The organism is Variovorax sp. LjRoot175, from assembly GCF_964253805.1.
GTDB lineage: Bacteria > Pseudomonadota > Gammaproteobacteria > Burkholderiales > Burkholderiaceae_C > Variovorax.
This window is the reverse complement of the sequence record NZ_CAXURY020000001.1, coordinates 3763370-3780195: the sequence shown is the minus strand read 5'-3', so window position 1 is coordinate 3780195 and position 16826 is coordinate 3763370. Positions and strand designations below refer to the sequence as shown.

Annotated in this window: 19 protein-coding genes, 2 pseudogenes and 1 riboswitch; of the genes and pseudogenes, 7 read left to right on the top strand and 14 right to left on the bottom strand. The window is 68.4% G+C overall.

Annotated elements, in window-relative coordinates:
* From ACSQ89_RS18690 to ACSQ89_RS18680, 3 genes are read left to right on the top strand one after another with little or no spacing between them, the layout of a single operon-like run.
* Complete coding sequence (locus ACSQ89_RS18690; RefSeq protein WP_093109789.1) at positions 1 to 936, top strand: dihydrodipicolinate synthase family protein; 936 nt, start codon at positions 1 to 3, stop codon at positions 934 to 936.
* A gap of 26 nt (positions 937 to 962) precedes the next feature.
* A complete protein-coding gene (gene hydA, locus ACSQ89_RS18685; RefSeq protein WP_436296333.1) occupies positions 963 to 2375 on the top strand; it encodes a dihydropyrimidinase in 1413 nt (470 codons plus the stop codon).
* 6 nt (positions 2376 to 2381) lie between these two features.
* On the top strand, positions 2382 to 2645 hold the full coding sequence (locus tag ACSQ89_RS18680; protein WP_093109787.1) for an FmdB family zinc ribbon protein: 264 nt from the start codon (positions 2382 to 2384) through the stop codon (positions 2643 to 2645).
* Positions 2646 to 2652: 7 nt separating this feature from the next.
* On the opposite strand, the gene ACSQ89_RS18675 is transcribed toward ACSQ89_RS18680, so the two are convergent.
* The 3 genes from ACSQ89_RS18675 to ACSQ89_RS18665 all read right to left on the bottom strand — a co-directional run bounded on the left by ACSQ89_RS18675 (position 2653) and on the right by ACSQ89_RS18665 (position 6019).
* Positions 2653 to 3435 (bottom strand): metallophosphoesterase, encoded by a 783-nt coding sequence (locus ACSQ89_RS18675; RefSeq protein ID WP_436294567.1) that lies wholly within the window; start codon positions 3433 to 3435, stop codon positions 2653 to 2655.
* On the bottom strand, positions 3432 to 5123 hold the full coding sequence (locus ACSQ89_RS18670) for a SulP family inorganic anion transporter (RefSeq protein WP_436296332.1): 1692 nt from the start codon (positions 5121 to 5123) through the stop codon (positions 3432 to 3434). The genes ACSQ89_RS18675 and ACSQ89_RS18670 overlap by 4 nt, the downstream gene beginning before the upstream one ends.
* A gap of 74 nt (positions 5124 to 5197) precedes the next feature.
* A complete protein-coding gene (locus tag ACSQ89_RS18665; protein ID WP_436296331.1) occupies positions 5198 to 6019 on the bottom strand; it encodes an AraC family transcriptional regulator in 822 nt (273 codons plus the stop codon).
* An 89-nt stretch (positions 6020 to 6108) separates the two neighbouring features.
* Here ACSQ89_RS18665 and ACSQ89_RS18660 point away from each other — a divergent pair, with 89 nt between their 5' ends.
* Positions 6109 to 7350 (top strand): MFS transporter, encoded by a 1242-nt coding sequence (locus ACSQ89_RS18660; RefSeq protein ID WP_436296330.1) that lies wholly within the window; start codon positions 6109 to 6111, stop codon positions 7348 to 7350.
* 88 nt (positions 7351 to 7438) lie between these two features.
* The gene (locus tag ACSQ89_RS18655) at positions 7439 to 8191 is read left to right on the top strand and encodes a sulfite exporter TauE/SafE family protein (RefSeq protein ID WP_436294563.1); all 753 of its coding nucleotides are present in this window, start codon (positions 7439 to 7441) and stop codon (positions 8189 to 8191) included.
* Positions 8192 to 8211: 20 nt separating this feature from the next.
* Here the strand turns inward: ACSQ89_RS18655 and ACSQ89_RS18650 are convergent, their stop codons facing one another.
* From ACSQ89_RS18650 to ACSQ89_RS18640, 3 genes are all read right to left on the bottom strand, one after another.
* Positions 8212 to 8670, bottom strand: a complete 459-nt coding sequence (locus ACSQ89_RS18650; RefSeq protein ID WP_093109782.1) for a hypothetical protein — start codon at positions 8668 to 8670, stop codon at positions 8212 to 8214.
* 110 nt (positions 8671 to 8780) lie between these two features.
* Positions 8781 to 9455 carry a glutathione S-transferase family protein gene (locus tag ACSQ89_RS18645; RefSeq protein WP_436294562.1) on the bottom strand — a complete coding sequence of 225 codons (675 nt, stop codon included), beginning with the start codon at positions 9453 to 9455 and terminating at the stop codon, positions 8781 to 8783.
* Between the two features lie 16 nt (positions 9456 to 9471).
* Positions 9472 to 9984 carry a 6,7-dimethyl-8-ribityllumazine synthase gene (locus ACSQ89_RS18640; RefSeq protein ID WP_093109780.1) on the bottom strand — a complete coding sequence of 171 codons (513 nt, stop codon included), beginning with the start codon at positions 9982 to 9984 and terminating at the stop codon, positions 9472 to 9474.
* A gap of 89 nt (positions 9985 to 10073) precedes the next feature.
* Positions 10074 to 10230: riboswitch (FMN riboswitch) on the bottom strand.
* Between the two features lie 166 nt (positions 10231 to 10396).
* Here ACSQ89_RS18640 and ACSQ89_RS18635 point away from each other — a divergent pair.
* Both ACSQ89_RS18635 and ACSQ89_RS18630 read left to right on the top strand, forming a co-directional pair.
* Complete coding sequence (locus ACSQ89_RS18635) at positions 10397 to 10858, top strand: SRPBCC family protein (RefSeq protein ID WP_436294561.1); 462 nt, start codon at positions 10397 to 10399, stop codon at positions 10856 to 10858.
* Positions 10842 to 11198: an ArsR/SmtB family transcription factor gene (locus ACSQ89_RS18630; RefSeq protein ID WP_436296329.1), complete on the top strand. Its 357-nt coding sequence runs from the start codon at positions 10842 to 10844 to the stop codon at positions 11196 to 11198. The genes ACSQ89_RS18635 and ACSQ89_RS18630 overlap by 17 nt, the downstream gene beginning before the upstream one ends.
* Here the strand turns inward: ACSQ89_RS18630 and ACSQ89_RS18625 are convergent.
* The 8 genes and pseudogenes from ACSQ89_RS18625 to ACSQ89_RS18590 all read right to left on the bottom strand — a co-directional run.
* Positions 11167 to 11403: pseudogene (locus ACSQ89_RS18625) on the bottom strand (hypothetical protein); the annotation flags it as partial. The gene ACSQ89_RS18630 and the pseudogene ACSQ89_RS18625 sit on opposite strands and share 32 nt — an antisense overlap.
* A gap of 223 nt (positions 11404 to 11626) precedes the next feature.
* Positions 11627 to 12535, bottom strand: a complete 909-nt coding sequence (locus ACSQ89_RS18620) for a nucleotidyl transferase AbiEii/AbiGii toxin family protein (RefSeq protein ID WP_093109777.1) — start codon at positions 12533 to 12535, stop codon at positions 11627 to 11629.
* Entirely contained in the window at positions 12532 to 13137 is a 606-nt protein-coding gene (locus ACSQ89_RS18615; RefSeq protein ID WP_436294559.1) for a type IV toxin-antitoxin system AbiEi family antitoxin domain-containing protein, read from the bottom strand. Before ACSQ89_RS18615 ends, ACSQ89_RS18620 begins: the two co-directional genes overlap by 4 nt.
* A 43-nt stretch (positions 13138 to 13180) precedes the next feature.
* Positions 13181 to 13426, bottom strand: a complete 246-nt coding sequence (locus ACSQ89_RS18610) for a lecithin retinol acyltransferase family protein (protein ID WP_436296328.1) — start codon at positions 13424 to 13426, stop codon at positions 13181 to 13183.
* Positions 13344 to 13598 (bottom strand): annotated as a pseudogene (locus tag ACSQ89_RS18605) (DNA glycosylase AlkZ-like family protein); the annotation flags it as partial. The gene ACSQ89_RS18610 and the pseudogene ACSQ89_RS18605, both read right to left, overlap by 83 nt.
* A gap of 42 nt (positions 13599 to 13640) precedes the next feature.
* Complete coding sequence (locus ACSQ89_RS18600; protein ID WP_436294557.1) at positions 13641 to 14519, bottom strand: sugar phosphate isomerase/epimerase family protein; 879 nt, start codon at positions 14517 to 14519, stop codon at positions 13641 to 13643.
* Between the two features lie 34 nt (positions 14520 to 14553).
* Positions 14554 to 15978, bottom strand: a complete 1425-nt coding sequence (locus tag ACSQ89_RS18595) for an enolase C-terminal domain-like protein (RefSeq protein WP_436294556.1) — start codon at positions 15976 to 15978, stop codon at positions 14554 to 14556.
* The gene (locus tag ACSQ89_RS18590) at positions 15971 to 16825 is read right to left on the bottom strand and encodes a sugar phosphate isomerase/epimerase family protein (RefSeq protein WP_436294555.1); all 855 of its coding nucleotides are present in this window, start codon (positions 16823 to 16825) and stop codon (positions 15971 to 15973) included. Before ACSQ89_RS18590 ends, ACSQ89_RS18595 begins: the two co-directional genes overlap by 8 nt.
* Between the last annotated feature and the right edge of the window lies 1 nt (position 16826).

The following is a 16826-nucleotide window of genomic DNA, read 5'->3' as shown; positions in this document are numbered from 1 at the left end:
ATGATTCCTCAACGACCTGACCCATTTCACGGCATCTATGCCGCCACGCTGTGCCCGCTGCAGGGCGATGGCCGCATCGACGAGACCACGCTGGCGTCCCACCTGGAGGCCAACGCCTCCGTGCCCGGCATGACGGGCCTGCTGATCAACGGACACGCCGGCGAGAATTTCCTGCTCTCGCGCGAAGAGAAGCGCCGCGTGACCGAGATCGCCTTCGAGGTCTGCGGCCAGCGCGCCATTCTGGTTTGCGGCATCAACGCCGAGGACAGCCTCGAGGCCCGGCACCATGTCGACGATGCCAAGGCCGCCGGTGCCGACGCGGTGCTGGTCTTCCCGCCGTTCTCCTGGGCGCTTTCGCAGGATTCGCGCATGGCCGTGACGCACCACAAGACGGCCAACGCCAACGCGCAGATGCCCTTGATGCTCTACCAGGCCGGCGTCAATGCGGGCGCGATGGCTTATCCGCCGGAGGTGCTCGCCGAGCTCGCGCAGCTGCCGCACGTGGTCGGCGTCAAGGAGGGCAGCTGGGAGGCTGCAGCCTACGAGGCCAACCGCCGCCTGGTGAAGCGCGTGGCGCCGCAGGTGGCGATGATGGCTTCGGGCGACGAACACCTGTTCACCTGCTTCGCCATCGGCACCGAGGGCAGCCTGGTGAGCCTGGCCGTCGTGGTACCGGAGCTCGTGATCGCGCTCGACCAGGCCATCCGGCGCAAGGATCTCGACGAGGCGCGCCGTCTCAACGAGCGCATCTATCCGCTGGCCAAGGCAATCTACGGCACGGCGCCGGGCGGCTACGCGACGGCACGGCTCAAGACCTGCCTGAAGCTGCTCGGACGTTTTCCGAGCGATGCCATGCGGCTGCCGATGGGGCCGCTGCCGGCCGAGGAAGTCGCCGCACTGGAGCGTGCGCTGGCCGAAGCCGGCGTCAGCGCGTAGCTCGGATTTTTCAGGAGTCAACACCCATGTCCCGCAAAATCATTCGCAACGGCCGCATCGTCACGGCCGTGGACGACTACACCGCAGACCTGCTGGTCGATGACGGCCGGATCGTCGCCATCGGCCGCTCGCTCGACGCGGGCCCCGACGCCGCGGTCATCGACGCCACCGGTCTTCTTGTGCTGCCGGGCGGCGTGGACTGCCACACGCACATGGACAACACCTTCGGAGACTCCACCACCTGCGACAGTTTCGAGTCCGGCACGCGTTCGGCCGCCTTCGGCGGCACGACGACGATCGTGGACTTCGCGTTCCAGCGCAAGGAGGTGAGCGTGCTCGAGGCGATAGCACGCGCCCAGGCCAAGGGCGTGGAGGGCGCCTGCATCGACTACGGCTTTCACGTCATCGTGACCGCGGTCGACGACCAGGCCCTGGCCGACATGCAGCACGCGATCCGGCACGAAGGCGTCTCGAGCTTCAAGATGTTCATGGCCTATCCGGGCTCGGTCATGGTCGACGACGCGGCCATCTTCCGGGCCATGCGCATGGTCGGCCAGCACGGCGGCATGATCGCGCTGCATGCCGAGAACGGCACCATCATCGAGCTTCTCATCCAGGAAGCGCTGGCGCAGGGCCACACCGCGCCCAAGTACCACGCGCTCACGCGGCCGGCCCTCATGGAGGGGGAAGCGACGCACCGCGGCATCAAGCTCGCCGAACTCGCCGATGCGCCGGTGTACTTCGTGCATCTCTCGGCCAAGGAAGCGCTCAAGCATGTGATCGAGGCGCGCGACATGGGCGTGCCGGTGTTCGCCGAAACCTGCCCGCATTACCTGTTCTTCGACGAAAGCGCCTACGACAGCGAGGACTTCGACCTGGCGCGCTACGTCATGAGTCCGCCGCTGCGCTCCAAGGAGTCGCAGCAGGCGTTGTGGACCGCACTGCGCACCGACGATCTGCAGCTCGTGTCGACCGACCACTGCCCCTTCTGCATGAAGGAAGGGCATCTGGGCCGCGTCAACCAGAAGCCGTACGGCCGCGATGATTTCTCGAAGATCCCGAACGGCGTGCCGGGCGTCGAAACACGCATGGCGACCCTCTACGACGGCGGCGTCCGCTCCGGCCGCATCTCGCTCAACCGCTTCGTCGAGCTGACCTCGACGGCGCCGTCGAAGCTCTTCGGCCTGTTTCCGCGCAAGGGCACCATCGCGGTCGGCAGCGACGCCGATCTGGTGCTCTTCGATCCCGGCGCCCAGCATGTCATTTCGGCGAACACGCAGCACGGCAACTGCGACTTCACGCTCTTCGAAGGCCGCAGCGTGACGGGCCGGGTGAGCAAGGTGCTGCTGCGCGGCGAGCTCATCGTCGATGGCGAGCACTGGCTCGGCAAGACCGGCAGCGGCCGCTACGTGCCGCGCGGCGAATCGGGCGGCTGGTAAACGCCTGTGCCCACCTACGACTACGCTTGTGCACGCTGCGGTCCCTTCACCGCGCGGCGGCCCCTGGCGCTGTTCGACCAGCCCGCCCCGTGCCCTGCATGCGGCGCCGAGTCCGGCCGCGCGCTGAGTGTTCCGGTTTCGCTGGGCATGGGCAGCCGGGAGCCAAGATCCGGACTGCGGTCGGAGCAGGGCGCCGGTTCGGGCTACCAGCGCCTGCGGCATGGCGGCGCTTGCGGCTGTTGCCCGCCGGCGCTGCGGACCCGCGCCTGAGGCCGCGTCAGCGGCCGGTGTTCCGCGTGCCGACCTCGACCACGAGCAGCGGGTCGAAGAGCGCGTTCTCGTTGACCCCGTCGCGCGCATAGCCGCGCGGGTTGCACAGCACGCGCGTGTCGTTCACGCGGTAGTCGAAGCTGTCGTGCGTGTGGCCGTGGATCCAGAGCTCGGGCCCGCCGCCGGGCATCAACGTTTCCAGGTCGGACACGAAGGAGGCGTTGATCGGCGAGCCGGCAAAGCGCGGATGAATGCTCTCCGGCGAAGGTGCGTGGTGCGTGATGACCACGGTCGGCCCTGCATGCGGCTCGGCCAGCCGGTCGGCCAGCCAGGCCGCGTGGCGCCGGAACAGCGCGGCCGCGTCCGCCGGCGTGAAGAGGGCCGGCGAATCCTCGTTCAGCCGGATGCGGCTGAAGTCGCGCATGAACTGGGCGGCCAGGGCCGTCGCCGACGTGCGCGCCTCACCGGCGCCGAACAGCAGGTAGTCGGTCCACAGCGTGCTGCCGAGAAAACGCACGCCGTCGACAACGACCTCCTCGTCGTCGAGCACGCGGATGCGCGTTCCGGCCGCGCCTGCCTTGAGTTCGCGCATCGTGCCGTCGATGCTGGCGCCGTAGAACTCGTGATTGCCAGCCACATAGAGCACCGGCTTGTCGAAGCCCGCGGCCCAGGCCATCGCTTCGGCCGGGCGCGCGATGTCGCCGGCCAGGATGACCAGATCGGCATCGGTTTGCGGATGCGGCAGCACGCCGCGGCTCAGGTGCAGGTCCGAGAGGATGTGGAGTTTCATGCGACGCTCTCCTGCTGCAGGACCGACGCATCGGCCAGCGCGGCCAGCGCGTCGCTGTCGGTCCGGTAGACGAAGAGCATCGGCCCCGGCGCCAGCAGCCCGGCGCGTTCCAGCACCTGCTGCGCCGGCAGCTTGAGCCCGCTCAGGTGCAGCCGCACGCCCTTGGATTCCACCAGCCGGCGGATGGCACCGAAGACCTCCGCGCCGGTCACGTCGATGCGGTTGATCGGCTGCGCGAACAGGCAGATGTCGGTGAGCTCGGGCCGCATCGCCAGCGTGACGGTGATGGCGCGCTCCAGCGTGCTCGCGGTGGCGAAGTCGAGTTCGGCGTCCATGCGCATTGCGTGCAGCTGCGGCGCCAGCGGCGGCAGGTTCCACAGGTGGCGGTCGCGCAGGCTGCCGTCGGGATGCAGGCCCACCTCGATGATGCGTGGATGCAGGTGCCGGTACATGTAGTGGCTCAGGCTCATCAAGAGGCCAGCCAGCACGCCCCAGTAGATCGAGGGCGCGGTCGCGATCGTGAGCACGAAGGTGACCAGCGCCGTGACCGCTTCGACGCGCGAGATGCGCCAGAGCGATACGAACTGCCCCGGCCGCACCAGCCCCAGCATGGCGATGACCACGATCGCCGCGAGCACCGCCTGCGGCACGTGGTAGAGCAGCGGCATCGCCCACAGCAGCGCGGCGCCGATCAGCAGCACGCAGAACACGGTGGCCCAGCCGGTCTGCGCACCAGCGTAGAGATTGATGGCCGAGCGCGAAAACGAGGAACTGGTGGGGAAGGCGCCCGAAAAGCCGGAGGCGATCTTGGCCAGGCCCTGGCCGATCAGGTCCTGGTTTTCGTTCCAGAGCTTGCCGGCGCGCGCGTTGTCGACCTTGGCGCTCGATGCGGTTTCGAGAAAGCTCACCAGCGTGATCATCAGGGCCGGCAGCAGCAGCGTGCCGAAGCTGCCGAGCGGGAGCGGGCCGGGCCAGTAGAAGGCCGGCAGGCCCGAGGGCAGGGTGCCGATCACGGCGCCGCCGCGCAGCGCATAGCCGATGGCGGCGCTGATGGCCGCGCTGGCGCCGACCACGATCATCGCGGCCGGAAAGCGCGGCCAGCGCTCCTTGGCGAGCCACAGCGCGGCGATGCTGCCGAGCCCGAAGGCAATGGCCAGGAAGTCGGGCGGCGCGCCATGCAGCAGCTGGCCGATGCTACGGCCCGTGAAGCCGAAGAGCGCCGGCAGCTGCGACAGGATGATCAGCACCGAGGCCGCCTGCGTGAAGCCGATCAGCACCGGCGAATTGACCAGCCGCAGCACCCAGCCGAAACCGCCGAGTCCGAGCACCAGCTGGATTGCGCCGGACATGAGACAGAGCCACACCGCGAGCGCCACCCACTCGGCGCTGCCCGGAATGGCCAGCGGCCCGAGCGAGGCCGCGACCAGCAGGCTGGACAAGGCGGTCGGCCCGACCGAGAGCCTGGTCGATGCACTGAACAGCACGCCGATCAGCGCCGGCAGCACCGAGGCGTAGATGCCGGTGACCAGCGGCATCCCGGCCAGCGCCGCATAGGCCACGCCCTGCGGGATCATCATCAGCGCCACGGTGACGCCGGCCAGCGCCTCGCCGGTGAGAAGCGCGCGACTCGGGCGGGGCCAGCCGAGGAAGGGAAGCCAGCGCACGAGCTGGTCGCGGTGGAGGGCCATGCTTTCAGCGCGCGGGATGTTGTTCGGGGTGCACCGGCCGATGATACGAAAGCGCTTCCGAGGCGCCGCGGCAGCTACTTCTTCTTGTGCTGGAACGCCGTCGGCGATTTCCCCGTCGCGGCCTTGAACATCGCGCAGAAGGCGCTGTCGGTCGCATAGCCGCTGGCCGACGCCACCTGGCTCACGGCCATGCCGCGCGCGAGCAGGGGCAGCGCATGCGCGAGCACGGCCTGCTGGCGCCATTGCTGCCAGCTCGTGCCGAGCTGGTCGCGGAACAGCCGCGCCACGGTGCGCTCGCTGGCGCCGATGGCCTCGGCGCGTTCGGCCAGCGTGGCGCGGCTGGCCGGGTTGCGCAGCAGGGTCTCGCACAACTGGCGCAGGCGCTTGTCGGCCGGCAGCGGCACATCGATGCGGATCTGCGTCGCGCGCTCGAGCTCGTCGACCAGCAGCGGCGCGATCCAGCGCTCGCGCTGCGCCGCATGCGGGTCGGACGGCGGCAGGCCGTCGGGTGTGGTGTCGAGCGCGAGCATCAGGGCGCGCAGCAAGGGGCTGATCTCGAGCACCTCGCATTTCTCCCAGGCCGGCCCGAGCCAGCTGTGCAGGTAGACGGTGCGCAGCTCGGCGTCCTCGATCAGCGTGACGCTGTGCGGCATGTCGGCTGGCACCCAGAGCGCGCGCGAGGGCGGCACGATGTAGCTGCCGTCCTCGGTGCTCAGGCGGATCACGCCGCGCGTCGAGAAGGTCAGCTGCGGCCAGGGATGGGAGTGCAGCTCGACGAGGGTGTCGGCCTTGAGAAAGTGTTCCTTGGCCCGCAGTGGGCGCAGCGCGTCTGGCGCATAGAGATGGGGCGTGAGCGAGGCGACGCTGTAGATCGGCGTGGCGGCAAGGGGCGGCATGATTTCGACAAATGTTGTCTCTGTATCGGCATTCTGCCGCGGCATCCGGGAATACGATCGGTGCCCGCTCCAGTTTCTTGTTGCAATTCATGTCTTCATCCCACGCTTCCGCCGCCACGCCCACCCTGCGCTCCGACGCCAAGCTGATCGGCCTGGTCGGCCTGGCGCATGCCATCAGCCATTTCGCCCAGCTCGTGCTGCCGCCGCTGTTTCCGTGGATCAAGGACGCGTTCGAGGTGAGCTACACCGAGCTCGGCGCGGTGCTCACCGTGTTCTTCGTGGTCTCTTGCGTGGTGCAGGCGGCCTCGGGCTTCGTGGTCGACAAGCTGGGTCCGCGGCCGGTACTGTTCGTGGGGCTCGGTCTGCTGGCCCTGGCCGCCGTGGGTTATGCGCTGGCGCAGAGCTACTGGATGCTGCTCGCGAGCGCGGTGGTTGCGGGCGTCGGCAACGGCGTGTTCCATCCGGTCGACTACACGCTGTTCAATCGCAAGGTGGCACCCACGCGCCTGGGCCATGCCTACAGCGTGCACGGCATCACCGGCAGCCTGGGCTGGGCGGTGGCGCCGGCTTTCGTGGTGCCGCTGGCCGTCGCTTTCTCGTGGCGCGTGGCGCTGGCCTCGGCGGGCGCGGTGGCCTTGGTGGTGCTGGCGGTGCTGTGGTGGAACCGCAGCGTGTTGGCGCTCGATGTGAAGGCAGTGCACAAGGCGACCGGATCGGACGCGGCCGCGGGCAGCGAATTCGCCTTCCTCAAGATCCCGGCGGTCTGGATGTGCTTCGGCTTTTTCCTCTTCTATGCGATGGCGCTGAGCGTGGTGCAGACCTTCGCTCCGGCCGCGGCCGGCCACCTGCACGCGGTGCCGGTGGCGCTGATCGCGGTGTGCCTCACGATCTACATGGTGGCCAGCGCCGCCGGCATGGTGGTGGGCGGCTTCCTGGCGTCCGACCCCTCGCGGTGCGAGCGCATCGTGGGTGCCGCCTTCGGTGTGGCCGCGGTGCTGGCGCTGGTGCTCGCGCTGGCCGACTTCCCGCCCATCGTGGTGCCGGTGATGTTCGGCGCGATGGGCTTCGCCTCGGGCATCGCAGGGCCTTCGCGCGACCTGCTGGTCAAGCGTTCGACGCCGGCCAATGCATCCGGCCGCGTCTATGGCGTGGTCTACGCGGGCCTGGATATCGGCCAGGCGGTGGCGCCGCTGATATTCGGCCGGCTGATGGACCATGGCCAGTACGCGAGCGTGATCGTCGGGCTGGCGGTGGTGCAGGCGGTGCTGATCGCCAGCGCGTTCAATGTGCGGCGCGTGCGGCGCGAGGCCTTGGTTCCTGCCTCGGCATGACGAGCCCCCACGCTCGGCACTGCGTGTCCTCGCTGCCCCCCGAGGGGGCCGCAGCCGCCTTGGGGCGGCCCTGCGTCGGCCGATTCCCTTGTCTCTCTACCTGATCGTCGCGCTCGGCGCGGTCGTGGCCGGCTTCGTACAGGGCCTGTCGGGCTTCGCCTTCGGGCTGGTCGCGATGTCCTTCTGGGCCTGGACGGTGGATCCGAAGCTGGCCGCGGTGCTCGCGACCTTCGGCGCGCTCGCCGGCCAGGTGATCGCGGCCGTCACGGTGCGCCGCGGTTTCAACTGGGCGCTGCTGCTGCCCTTCATCCTCGGCGGCCTCGTCGGCGTGCCGTTCGGCGTCTGGCTGCTGCCGCGGCTCGATGTGCCGCTGTTCAAGGCCTGCCTCGGCGGCCTGTTGGTGCTCTGGTGCCCGGCCATGCTGATGGCGCGCAATCTGCCGCGCGTGAGCGCGGGCGGCCGGGCGGCCGACGCGGTGATCGGCCTGATAGGCGGCGTCTGCGGCGGCTTGGGCGGCTTCACCGGCGCGATCCCGACGCTCTGGTGCACGCTGCGCGGCCTCGAGAAGGACGTGCAGCGCTCGGTGATCCAGAACTTCAATCTCTCGATGCTGGTGGTGGCCTTCTCGTTCTACCTCGGCGCGGGCTTCGTCGCTACCGAGACGCTGCCGCTGCTCGGCATCGTCGCAATCGCGGTGCTGGTACCGGTGCTGCTCGGCGCGCGGCTCTACATCGGCATCAGCGAGGCGCGCTTCCGCCAGGTCGTACTGGGGCTCCTGACGCTGTCGGGCGTGGCGCTGCTGGCGTCCTCGGTGCCGGTGCTGCTGGCGCGGACCGGCTAGGCCTGTTAACAGGCCCTAGTTCATTCCAGGTAGTCGATGAACTCCGGGATCACCTCGCGCAGGAAGGCGATTTCCTCCGCCGGAATGCTGCGCGGCTCCAGATCGAAATGGATGAAGGTGCCATAGGGCGTGCCGTCGGCGCGCGTCAGCAGCTGGCCGTAGTAGGACTCGACGAAGCCGGCGTAGGGGCGGTTCGTCAGGCGCTGGTCCTTGGAGGCATCGCTGGTCACGAACTCGCCATGCTCGATCGCATATTGGCAGAAGCTCCTGCCGAGCGGCACCACCTTCAGCCAGCTGCGGTATTCGGAAATGCGGTCGAAAGCGTGCGCCGCATGCATCACCTCGCCGCTCAGTTTGTAGATCGCCGTGAACCGATAGAGCGTCCGGTCGTTGAGCAGGGCCAGCGCCGGGACGATCCCGTGGTTGGCAAGAAGGCTGCGAACCGCCGCAGCAGGCACGGGCAAATCGATGTCGAGCATGGGGATCCTGGTTGGCGTGGGCGCGAATCTTACGCAATTCTTACGGGACTCGGGAACAGGGTTTGACCCCCATCTTGTCAGCGCAAACCCTTGGATGGCCTCACGGAGGCTCAGGGCTCCGCGGCCTCCCAGCCGGGCGTGAAGGGATAGCGCGCGGCCCAGAACTGGGCCAGGCGCGGCTCCGCGTCGACGCGTCGCACCACCTCGGCCATGCGCGGCGCCTCGCGGTAGAAGCGCAGCCGTCGCGGCGTCCAGCGCGAGACCACCGTCACGTAGAGGTCGAGCATGCCGATGGTGTCGCCCAGCAGATAGGGTGTGCCGCGCGGCATCTGCGCATCCATGAGGCGCCAGCATTCGGCGATGCGTTCTTCCGTGCGCTCGAGGATCACCTTCTCGGCCGCCGCATCGGCCGCCAGCCGCGACGGCACATCGCGCGCCCAGAATAGCGAATAGATCGCGGCGGAGACGAAGCTCATCCAGCGCAGGTGCTGCGCGCGCTGCGGATCGTCGATGGCGGGGGCGAGACCCGCCTCCGGATGGCGGTCGCCGAGCCAGACCAGGATCGCGGCGCTCTCGGTCATGAGCTCGCCCGAAGGCAGCACCAGTACCGGCACCTGCCGCATCGCGTTGACCGGCAGCAGGCGGTCGCGCTCGGCTTCGCTCTCCCAGGGCGCGACGTCGACGATGGTGCAGGGGGCACCGATGAGCGTGAGCGCGGCATGCGCCGGCGTCGCGCCGGAACCGGGCGCGCCGTAGAGGGTGTAGGGCTTGGCGATGGTGTTCATCGCGAAAGCCTAGAGCTCAGGCGGCGAGCAGCGCATCGACGCGCCGCAATCCCTCCAGGGTCTTCACGCAGGCCTCGGCCACTTCCGTGCCCTTGACCGCGAAATGGCGGTGGAAGTACTTGCGGTGCTCGATGTGTTCGTGGAAGTGGTGTGGCGTGAGCACGGCCGAGAAGACCGGCACGTCGGTCTCGAGCTGCACCTGCATCAACGACTGGACCACCGTGCTGGCGACGAACTCGTGGCGGTAGATTCCGCCGTCGACCACCAGCGCGCAGCCGACGATGCCGGCATAGCGCCCCGAGTTGGCGAGCCGCTTGGCATGCAGCGGGATCTCAAAGGCGCCGGGCACGTCGAAGATGTCGATGCTGTCCTGCGGCACGCCTTGGCGCTGCATTTCCTCGAGGAAGGCGTCGCGCGCCTGGTGGACGATATCCGAATGCCATTGCGCCTGCACGAAGGCGATGCGCCGGCCGCGCGGTGCTTCCGTCGACGCGACGGCGGAGAGGGGAAGGTCGTTGATCTGACTCATGGTTTGCCTTTTGAAGAAGGGTTTCCTGAATCAGGGCGCACGAACCCGAGGCCCGGCACGCGCGCGAACGCGCCTGCCGGGCAACGGGATCGCGCTCTCTTTCATCCGGACTGTGACCGTCGGCCCCGGGATCTCACCAGGTCTGCTGACCCTGCGGCGCATTGCACGCCGCAGGCGCTCGCGGGCTCGTGCGAACGTGTCGCCATCACCGCCGGTGGGGAATTCCACCCCGCCCTGAGAACGCTTTGCCGCTGCGCTTTCGTGCGGCGGCCCGGCGATTCTAGGAGCCGGGCGGCGAGCCGGTTGTCGCGCGTGCGGCAGACCTCGCGTGGCGCGGGGCTTTCGCTGGAAATGCAATGAAATGGTTGCGTTTTACGTTCGCACTGCCTAATATGCAGCCAGGAGGTTGCATATGAATGCATCCACGGACCGCATCGAGAGAAAGATCCTGCTCAAGGCCCCGCGCTCGCGGGTCTGGCGCGCGCTGTCGAACGCCGAGGAGTTCGGCGAATGGTTTCGCGTGTCGCTGAAGGGGCAGGCCTTCGTCGCCGGCCAGCGCGCACGGGGACACATCACCTATCCGGGTTACGAACATCTGGTCTTCGATGTGCTGGTCGAGCGCATCGAACCGGAGCGCCTGCTGGCCCTGCGCTGGCATCCGGCCGCGATCGATCCCGCTGTCGACTATTCGAAGGAGCCGACCACGCTGGTCGAGTTCGAGCTGACCGAAGTCGAGGGCGGCACCTTGCTCACGCTGGTCGAATCCGGCTTCGACAAGATCCCGCCGGAACGCCGGCTGGAGGCCTTCCGCATGAACAGCGGCGGCTGGGACGAGCAGATGAAGAACATCGAGAAGCATGTCGCCACGCCCTAGCGCGCCGGTGAAGCTGAAGAAGCCGGCCCTGAAGAACTCGGCGTCGATCTTCGCGGCGCTGGGCGACGAGACGCGCCTGCGCCTGGTCACCGTGCTGTGCGCCGGCGGCGCGATGTCGATCGCGCAGCTCACATCCGGCACCGAGATCACGCGGCAAGCCGTCACCAAGCACCTGCAGGTGCTGGCCGGCGCGGGCCTGGTGCATGACCTGAAGGTCGGGCGCGAACGGCTCTGGGAGCTCGAGCGGGCGCGGCTGGAAGAAGGCCGGCGTTCGCTCGACGCCATCGCCCAGCAGTGGGATCAGGCGCTCATGCGGCTGAAGCTGGCCGTAGAGGATTGAGCGCCGGTGGCCGCCTGGCCATGAACTCGCTCATGCGCTGCAGCTCGTCGTCGAGCGCCGCGCGAAAGGCCGCGTCGCGCGGCTTCGCGCCGGCATAGCCGAAGGCCGGTTGCAGCCGGCCTTCGCGCGCTGTGACGTTGGCCCAGCCGATCACGCGGTCGTGCCACAACAGGGGCAGCGCGTAGTAGCCGAACTGGCGTTTCGCAGGCGCGAGCCGGCGTGGACGTTTTATCTTCGCGGGGACGTGATCTTGGCCACGCCGAACGCCTCAGCGGTGATCGTCACGACCGGGCATGGGGTTGCACAGAAGACGATGCTCTACAAGCTCGCGGCCGTGCTCTTGGAGTCTGGCCGATTCCTGCCGCGTGCGCCTACACCAGCGCCTGCACGCTAAGAGCGAAAGCGGTCTGACATCACTGTCAGACCTATCAGCGCCACTGCTTCTCCGGAGCTTTCCATGCAGCGGTGGCGTTGCTGCCGCTGCCGGCGACCTGGGTCGCCGGCCACAGCAGGGTATGGAGCAGAGTGACGGTCTCCGGCAGGGTGCCGGCTGCGACAGCGATGCGGCTCTTGTTCAGGAAAGCCTGCCATTGGCGACGCTTGACGTCGTCATCGCCGAATGCCGGGGTCAGCGCAGTCGGAGCCTGGGTGGGCAGGGCGGTGCCGCGGCGCGCAAAGGTGGCCGCAATGGCGCGCGCCAACGTGGCGCCGTCGAGATCGGTCCGCTGCGCGATGAAGGCGATGTCGAAGAAGTCCTTCATGCGGGTGTTGGCCAAGCCGAGCACTGTCATCGCGTGGAACTTCTCGGCGATGACGGTATAGATTGGGTAGACCTTGAGCGTGGGCGCGGCCAAGTCATCGAGAAGCACCGGGAACACGATGGTCTGGGGCTCGGGTGTGACTGCGTCGCCGAACCCGACGTCAATCTGCAGAGCGCAGCGCACGTTGCCGATGCGGCCGGTGAGGCGCACGCGCAGTCCGCCGTAGCGGTTGTCCTCGCGGATCACATCGGCGCGAACAGACTGGGGATCGAAGGCGATGCCGTCGTGGAGGTCGATGGCGGCGATATCGCGGAAGGTCGCGATCAGTGTCTCGGCGTCGTCGGGGCCAAAGCCCAGCAGGTCGGCGTCACGCGTCGGACGGTGGGGCTGGTCGTACCAGAGCGAGAAGAGCAGGGCACCTTTGAGCAGGAAGCGGTCCGCGTGCGCGGACGCAGCGACGCGGCACAGCAGTCGTTCCAGCGCGAAGCGGTTCAGCAGCAGGTTGTAGTCGTCGCCGCGCTGCTTCGCCAGGTTCAACAGGCGGGCAAGCACCGAGGCCCCGAGGTTTGCCGTCATGCGACGACGGTTTCCAGGTAGGGCTGCATGACCTGGGCCACGCGATTGATCTTGGCGTAGCGTGTCACTTCATCGATGTTCAGCTTGCGCTGGCGCCAGGCCTCCTTGAGCGCTTCAAGAGCCACGTCGAGCCCGACCTTGTGGCGGAACTTGAAGCAGTCAGTGATGGTCTTGGACAGGCTGTAGACGCGGATCGTCGAGCCATGCTCGACGATGGTCTCGATGCCTTCGCTGTAGGCCTTGCCGCGCAGGCGCGCGATGCGCAGCGATGGATAGTCGATGGCGGGCGTCTGCGTCGCCTCGGGCAGCGCTATCCAGACCTCATGGGGGAGCTGCGTGCCGATCTCGTGAAACTGCAGCGCGGAGAGCAGGCAGATGACGGCCTTGGGCACACGCCGGCAGACCTCGACAAGCGATTGGTGCTCGGTCATCTCGCTGTCTGGCAGGCTGTAGAGGCCGCGGGTGACGCGTTGGAGCTGACCGGTCCGGTGGAGCTTGAGGAGAAGTTGCGGCGACCAGCCGTGCGAGCGCAGATCAGCCGCGCTCAGCAGTCGCTGGCGGCGGGCGAGTTCGAGTATGCGTGCGGTCTGGGTAAGTGGCACCTGGGAAGTTTAATGTACGCATCACTTGTCAGCAAGTCATGCGTCATTTCGCCAACCAGAGGACCGTACCGAGCAGCCCGAGAACGACGGCACCGTTCACTTGTGGGCTCTGTGGCTTCTCGCCCATCAGCCAGGTGGCGTAGTGCTCACAGTTGCGATTCCACAGGTCGTAGGGCGGCGTGCGGCCGACCGACTGGTGAGCGCGCCTCGCGCGGCAGGAAGCCGTAGTTGACGAGGCAGTCCTCGTTGATCGCCAACCTGGCGTGTCGGCTTTCGAGATCGCCCGCACGGTAGTCCTCGACGCGGTGGCGCAGCGTCAGGTCCTGTGCGCGCGCCGGCGCGCGGATCGGATCGGCCTGCACGAAGCCGAGGCGCCGGATCGCGCGCGGGAGGGTCGTGGCCTTGAAGAGGGTGCGCGCCACGGCATAGCGGCGCAGGTCGTCGAGGGTCGGTTCAGCCATGCGGCGGATTGCGGCACAACCGCCTGCCGCGTGCAGCGCGGCTCAGACCGCGCTGCAATGGCGCTCGATGCAGGTGTCGAGCACTTCCTCGCCGGGGCGCTGCCACCAGTCGAGCGCCGAGAAGATCTCGACTTCGCTGAAGCCGTCGAAGCCGGCGGCCTCGACCCAGCCGCGGATCTTCTTCAGCTCGACCACGCCGTCGCCCATCATCCCGCGGTCGCTCAGCAGGTCGCGCGTGGGCGTGAGCCAGTCGCAGACGTGGTAGGCGAGCAGGCGTTGCTTGCCGGCGCGCGCGATCTGCTGCTGCAGCTTCGGGTCCCACCATACGTGGTAGATGTCGAGCGCGACGCCGAGCATGCCCGAGCGCTGCGGATCGAGTTCGTCGCACAGGTCCAGCGCGTGCTCGAGCGTGTTGATGCAGGCGCGGTCGGCCGCCTGCATGGGATGCAGGGGCTCGATGGCGAGCGGCATGCCGACCCCGCGCGCGTAGTCGAGCGAGGCGGCGATGCCGTCGTGCACTTCGCTGCGTGCGCGAGACAGATCCTTGTAGGCCGCATTGCCTTCGAGCGCGCCGGGCAGGGAGCCGACCACCAGCACGAGACAGGGCGCACCCAGCAGCTTGGCTTCGTCGATGGCGCGGCGGTTGTCGTCCAGCGAGGCCGCGAGGCCGGCCGCATCGGGCGCCGGAAAGAAGCCGCCGCGGCAGTAACCCGACAGGCCGATGCCGTGCGCCTTGAGCTGCTTCGCGATCTTGTCGATGCCGGCGGCGGCGACCTGGTCGCGCCAGGGGCTGATGGCGCGGATGCCGCGCGCGGCGCACTGGTCGATGATGCGGTCGAGCGCCACTTCGGCGCCGTGTTGCTTGCGCACGGTGGCGGTGTTGATGGAGAGCCACTCGTGGTCTTGAGAGAAATCGCGCATGGGGAAAAATTCGAAGCGAAGGGGTGGTGAAGAATCAGATGGCGAGCGCCGTCATGGCGTCGAAGTCGGGCATCGCGGCGCTCGCGAAACCAGGGCAGTCCAGTGAGGCGAGGGCGATGCGGCCGTTCGCGATACGCAGGCGCACCGCGCCGTGCGAGCGCTCGTAGAGATCGCCGTGCGCATCGAGAAAAGCTCGCTGCTCTTCGACCGGCAGCGCGGCCATGCCGTTGACGTAATGGTGGCCGTTGCGCTCCACGTGCGTGATGCCCAGCAGGTTGACCAGCGCCAGGTCCTGCTGCACGGCCAGGCCGGCCTGCGTCGTCAGGTCCTCGGCCGACATGAAGTAGCGGATCTGCGAGGGCTCGGCGTTCCATGCCGCGCAGCGCGCCGCATTGAGCAGCGACTTGTAGAAGCCCTTGCAGGTTTTCGAGGACACGCCGGCATAGCCGCGCGCCCGGGCCTGGACGAAGCTGTCGAGCTCGCCGTCGGACTCGTCGATGATCACCGGCTTGCCGATGCTCGCGCTGCGCAGGTCGCGAAGGTCGCGCTCGAGCGCGAGCTTGCGCGCAATCGGCTGCTCGACGAAAAGGATCGAGGCGTAGAGGCGCGCGAGCGCGGGCGTTTCGCGCATGCGCGCCATCAGCTCGGCGATGCCGGCCGCGTCGGTGTATTGCTCGTTGCCGTCGAGCGAGACGAAGTAGGGTTCGGCGGTGCGGTCCAGCACGGCTTCGATCGCGCCGAGGCGCGCGAGGTCGGCATCGATGTCGCCGCCCACCTTGAGCTTGAAATAGCGGTGGCCGTAGACGCGCACCACGTCCTCGAGCGTTTCCGGCAGGCCGTCGGCCACGGGCTCCTTCAGCTCGGTCGCAGTGATGGCGTCGACCATGCCGACGGTGTGGCGTGCCTCGATGTGCGCGGCGGGCGCGAGACCGGCGAGGAAAGCGTCCATTCCCAACCCGTCGAACTCGGGCCGCGCCGACCCGATGCCGGCCGCGTTGCTGCGCACCGCTGCGTAGAAGGACATCTGCAGCGCGCGGCACAGCGCATCGAGCACCGCGCGGTCGAGCAGCGCCGGTCCGTAGCTGGCCAGGAGAGGATTGAAGCCGAGCCGCCCGGCGGCCAGACGGTGCGCATCGTGGTGCCGCGCGAAGTGGCCGAAGGCGCTCCCGGGCGTGGCGTCGCTCAGGTAGGCCTCGCGCGCGAGGGCGGTGACGCGGCGCAGCTGGTCGAAGTTGTCCTCGTTGCTGAGCGCGAGGTTCTTGTCGAACCACTTGGGCGCCATCAGCTCGGCGGCGGCGCCCCAGGCGCTTTGCCCGTCGGCGAACACGATGCGAACGTGCGCGAAGACCTGGGGACATTCGGTCAGCGTCACCACGCCGAAGCGGAAGGGCAGGCGCAGCACCACCGGGCGCTCGTACAGTGCGATCTCGCGGATCACGAAGCGCGGTGCCTCAACCATGGCGAGCTCCTGCGGCTTCCTCGAGCCCGCGCAAATAGCCGATGGCCCGCGCGGCCGAGCCCATGCCGTCGGGCACGTAGTCGAAAGGCTCGACCGCGACGATGCCCTCGTAGTGGCCGCTGTCCTGCATCTCGCGCACGGTCGCCAGGATGGGCGCGAAGCGCATCTCGCCTTGCCCCGGCCCGCGGCGGTTGGGGTCGTTCACCTGCACGTGGGCAATGTGGCCGGTGGGCATCCAGCGGCGCATCAGTGCGGGCACGTCTTCGGCCTCGACCTGGCCTGCAGCACTGCAATCGATCATGGTCTTGAAGGCGGGCGAGGCGATGGCTTGCACCAGCTCGACCGCCTGGGCCACGGTGTTCAGCAGGTCGGTCTCGGTTGTGGACAGCGGCTCGATGCAATAGACCACGCCGCACTGCTGCGCGGACCGCGCGGCGGCCGCCAGGCATTCGCGTGCGCGTTCGAGCGCCGCCGCCTGCGTATCGCCCGGTGGCACCGAGCGCTGCTTCGGCGAGCCGTGCACCAGGTAGCGCCCGCCCATCAGCGCGCAGAGCTCGACCAGGCGCTGCATGACGGCAGTGGTCCGTTGCCGCAAAGCGGCGTCGGCGCTGACGATCGACAGGCCCGCGGGCGCGACCAGCAGCCAGTGCAGTCCACTGATCTCGATGCCGTGGTCCCGCGCCATGCGGCCGAAGGCGCGCGCCTGCGCGTCGCCGATGGCCATCGGGTCCACCGCGAGCGTGAAGGGCGCCACTTCCAGTGCGTCGTAGCCGAGGGCGGCCGCGGCGCGGCACTGCGCCTCGAAGGGCATCTGCTTCAGAACCTCGTTGCAAAGAGAGAACTTCATC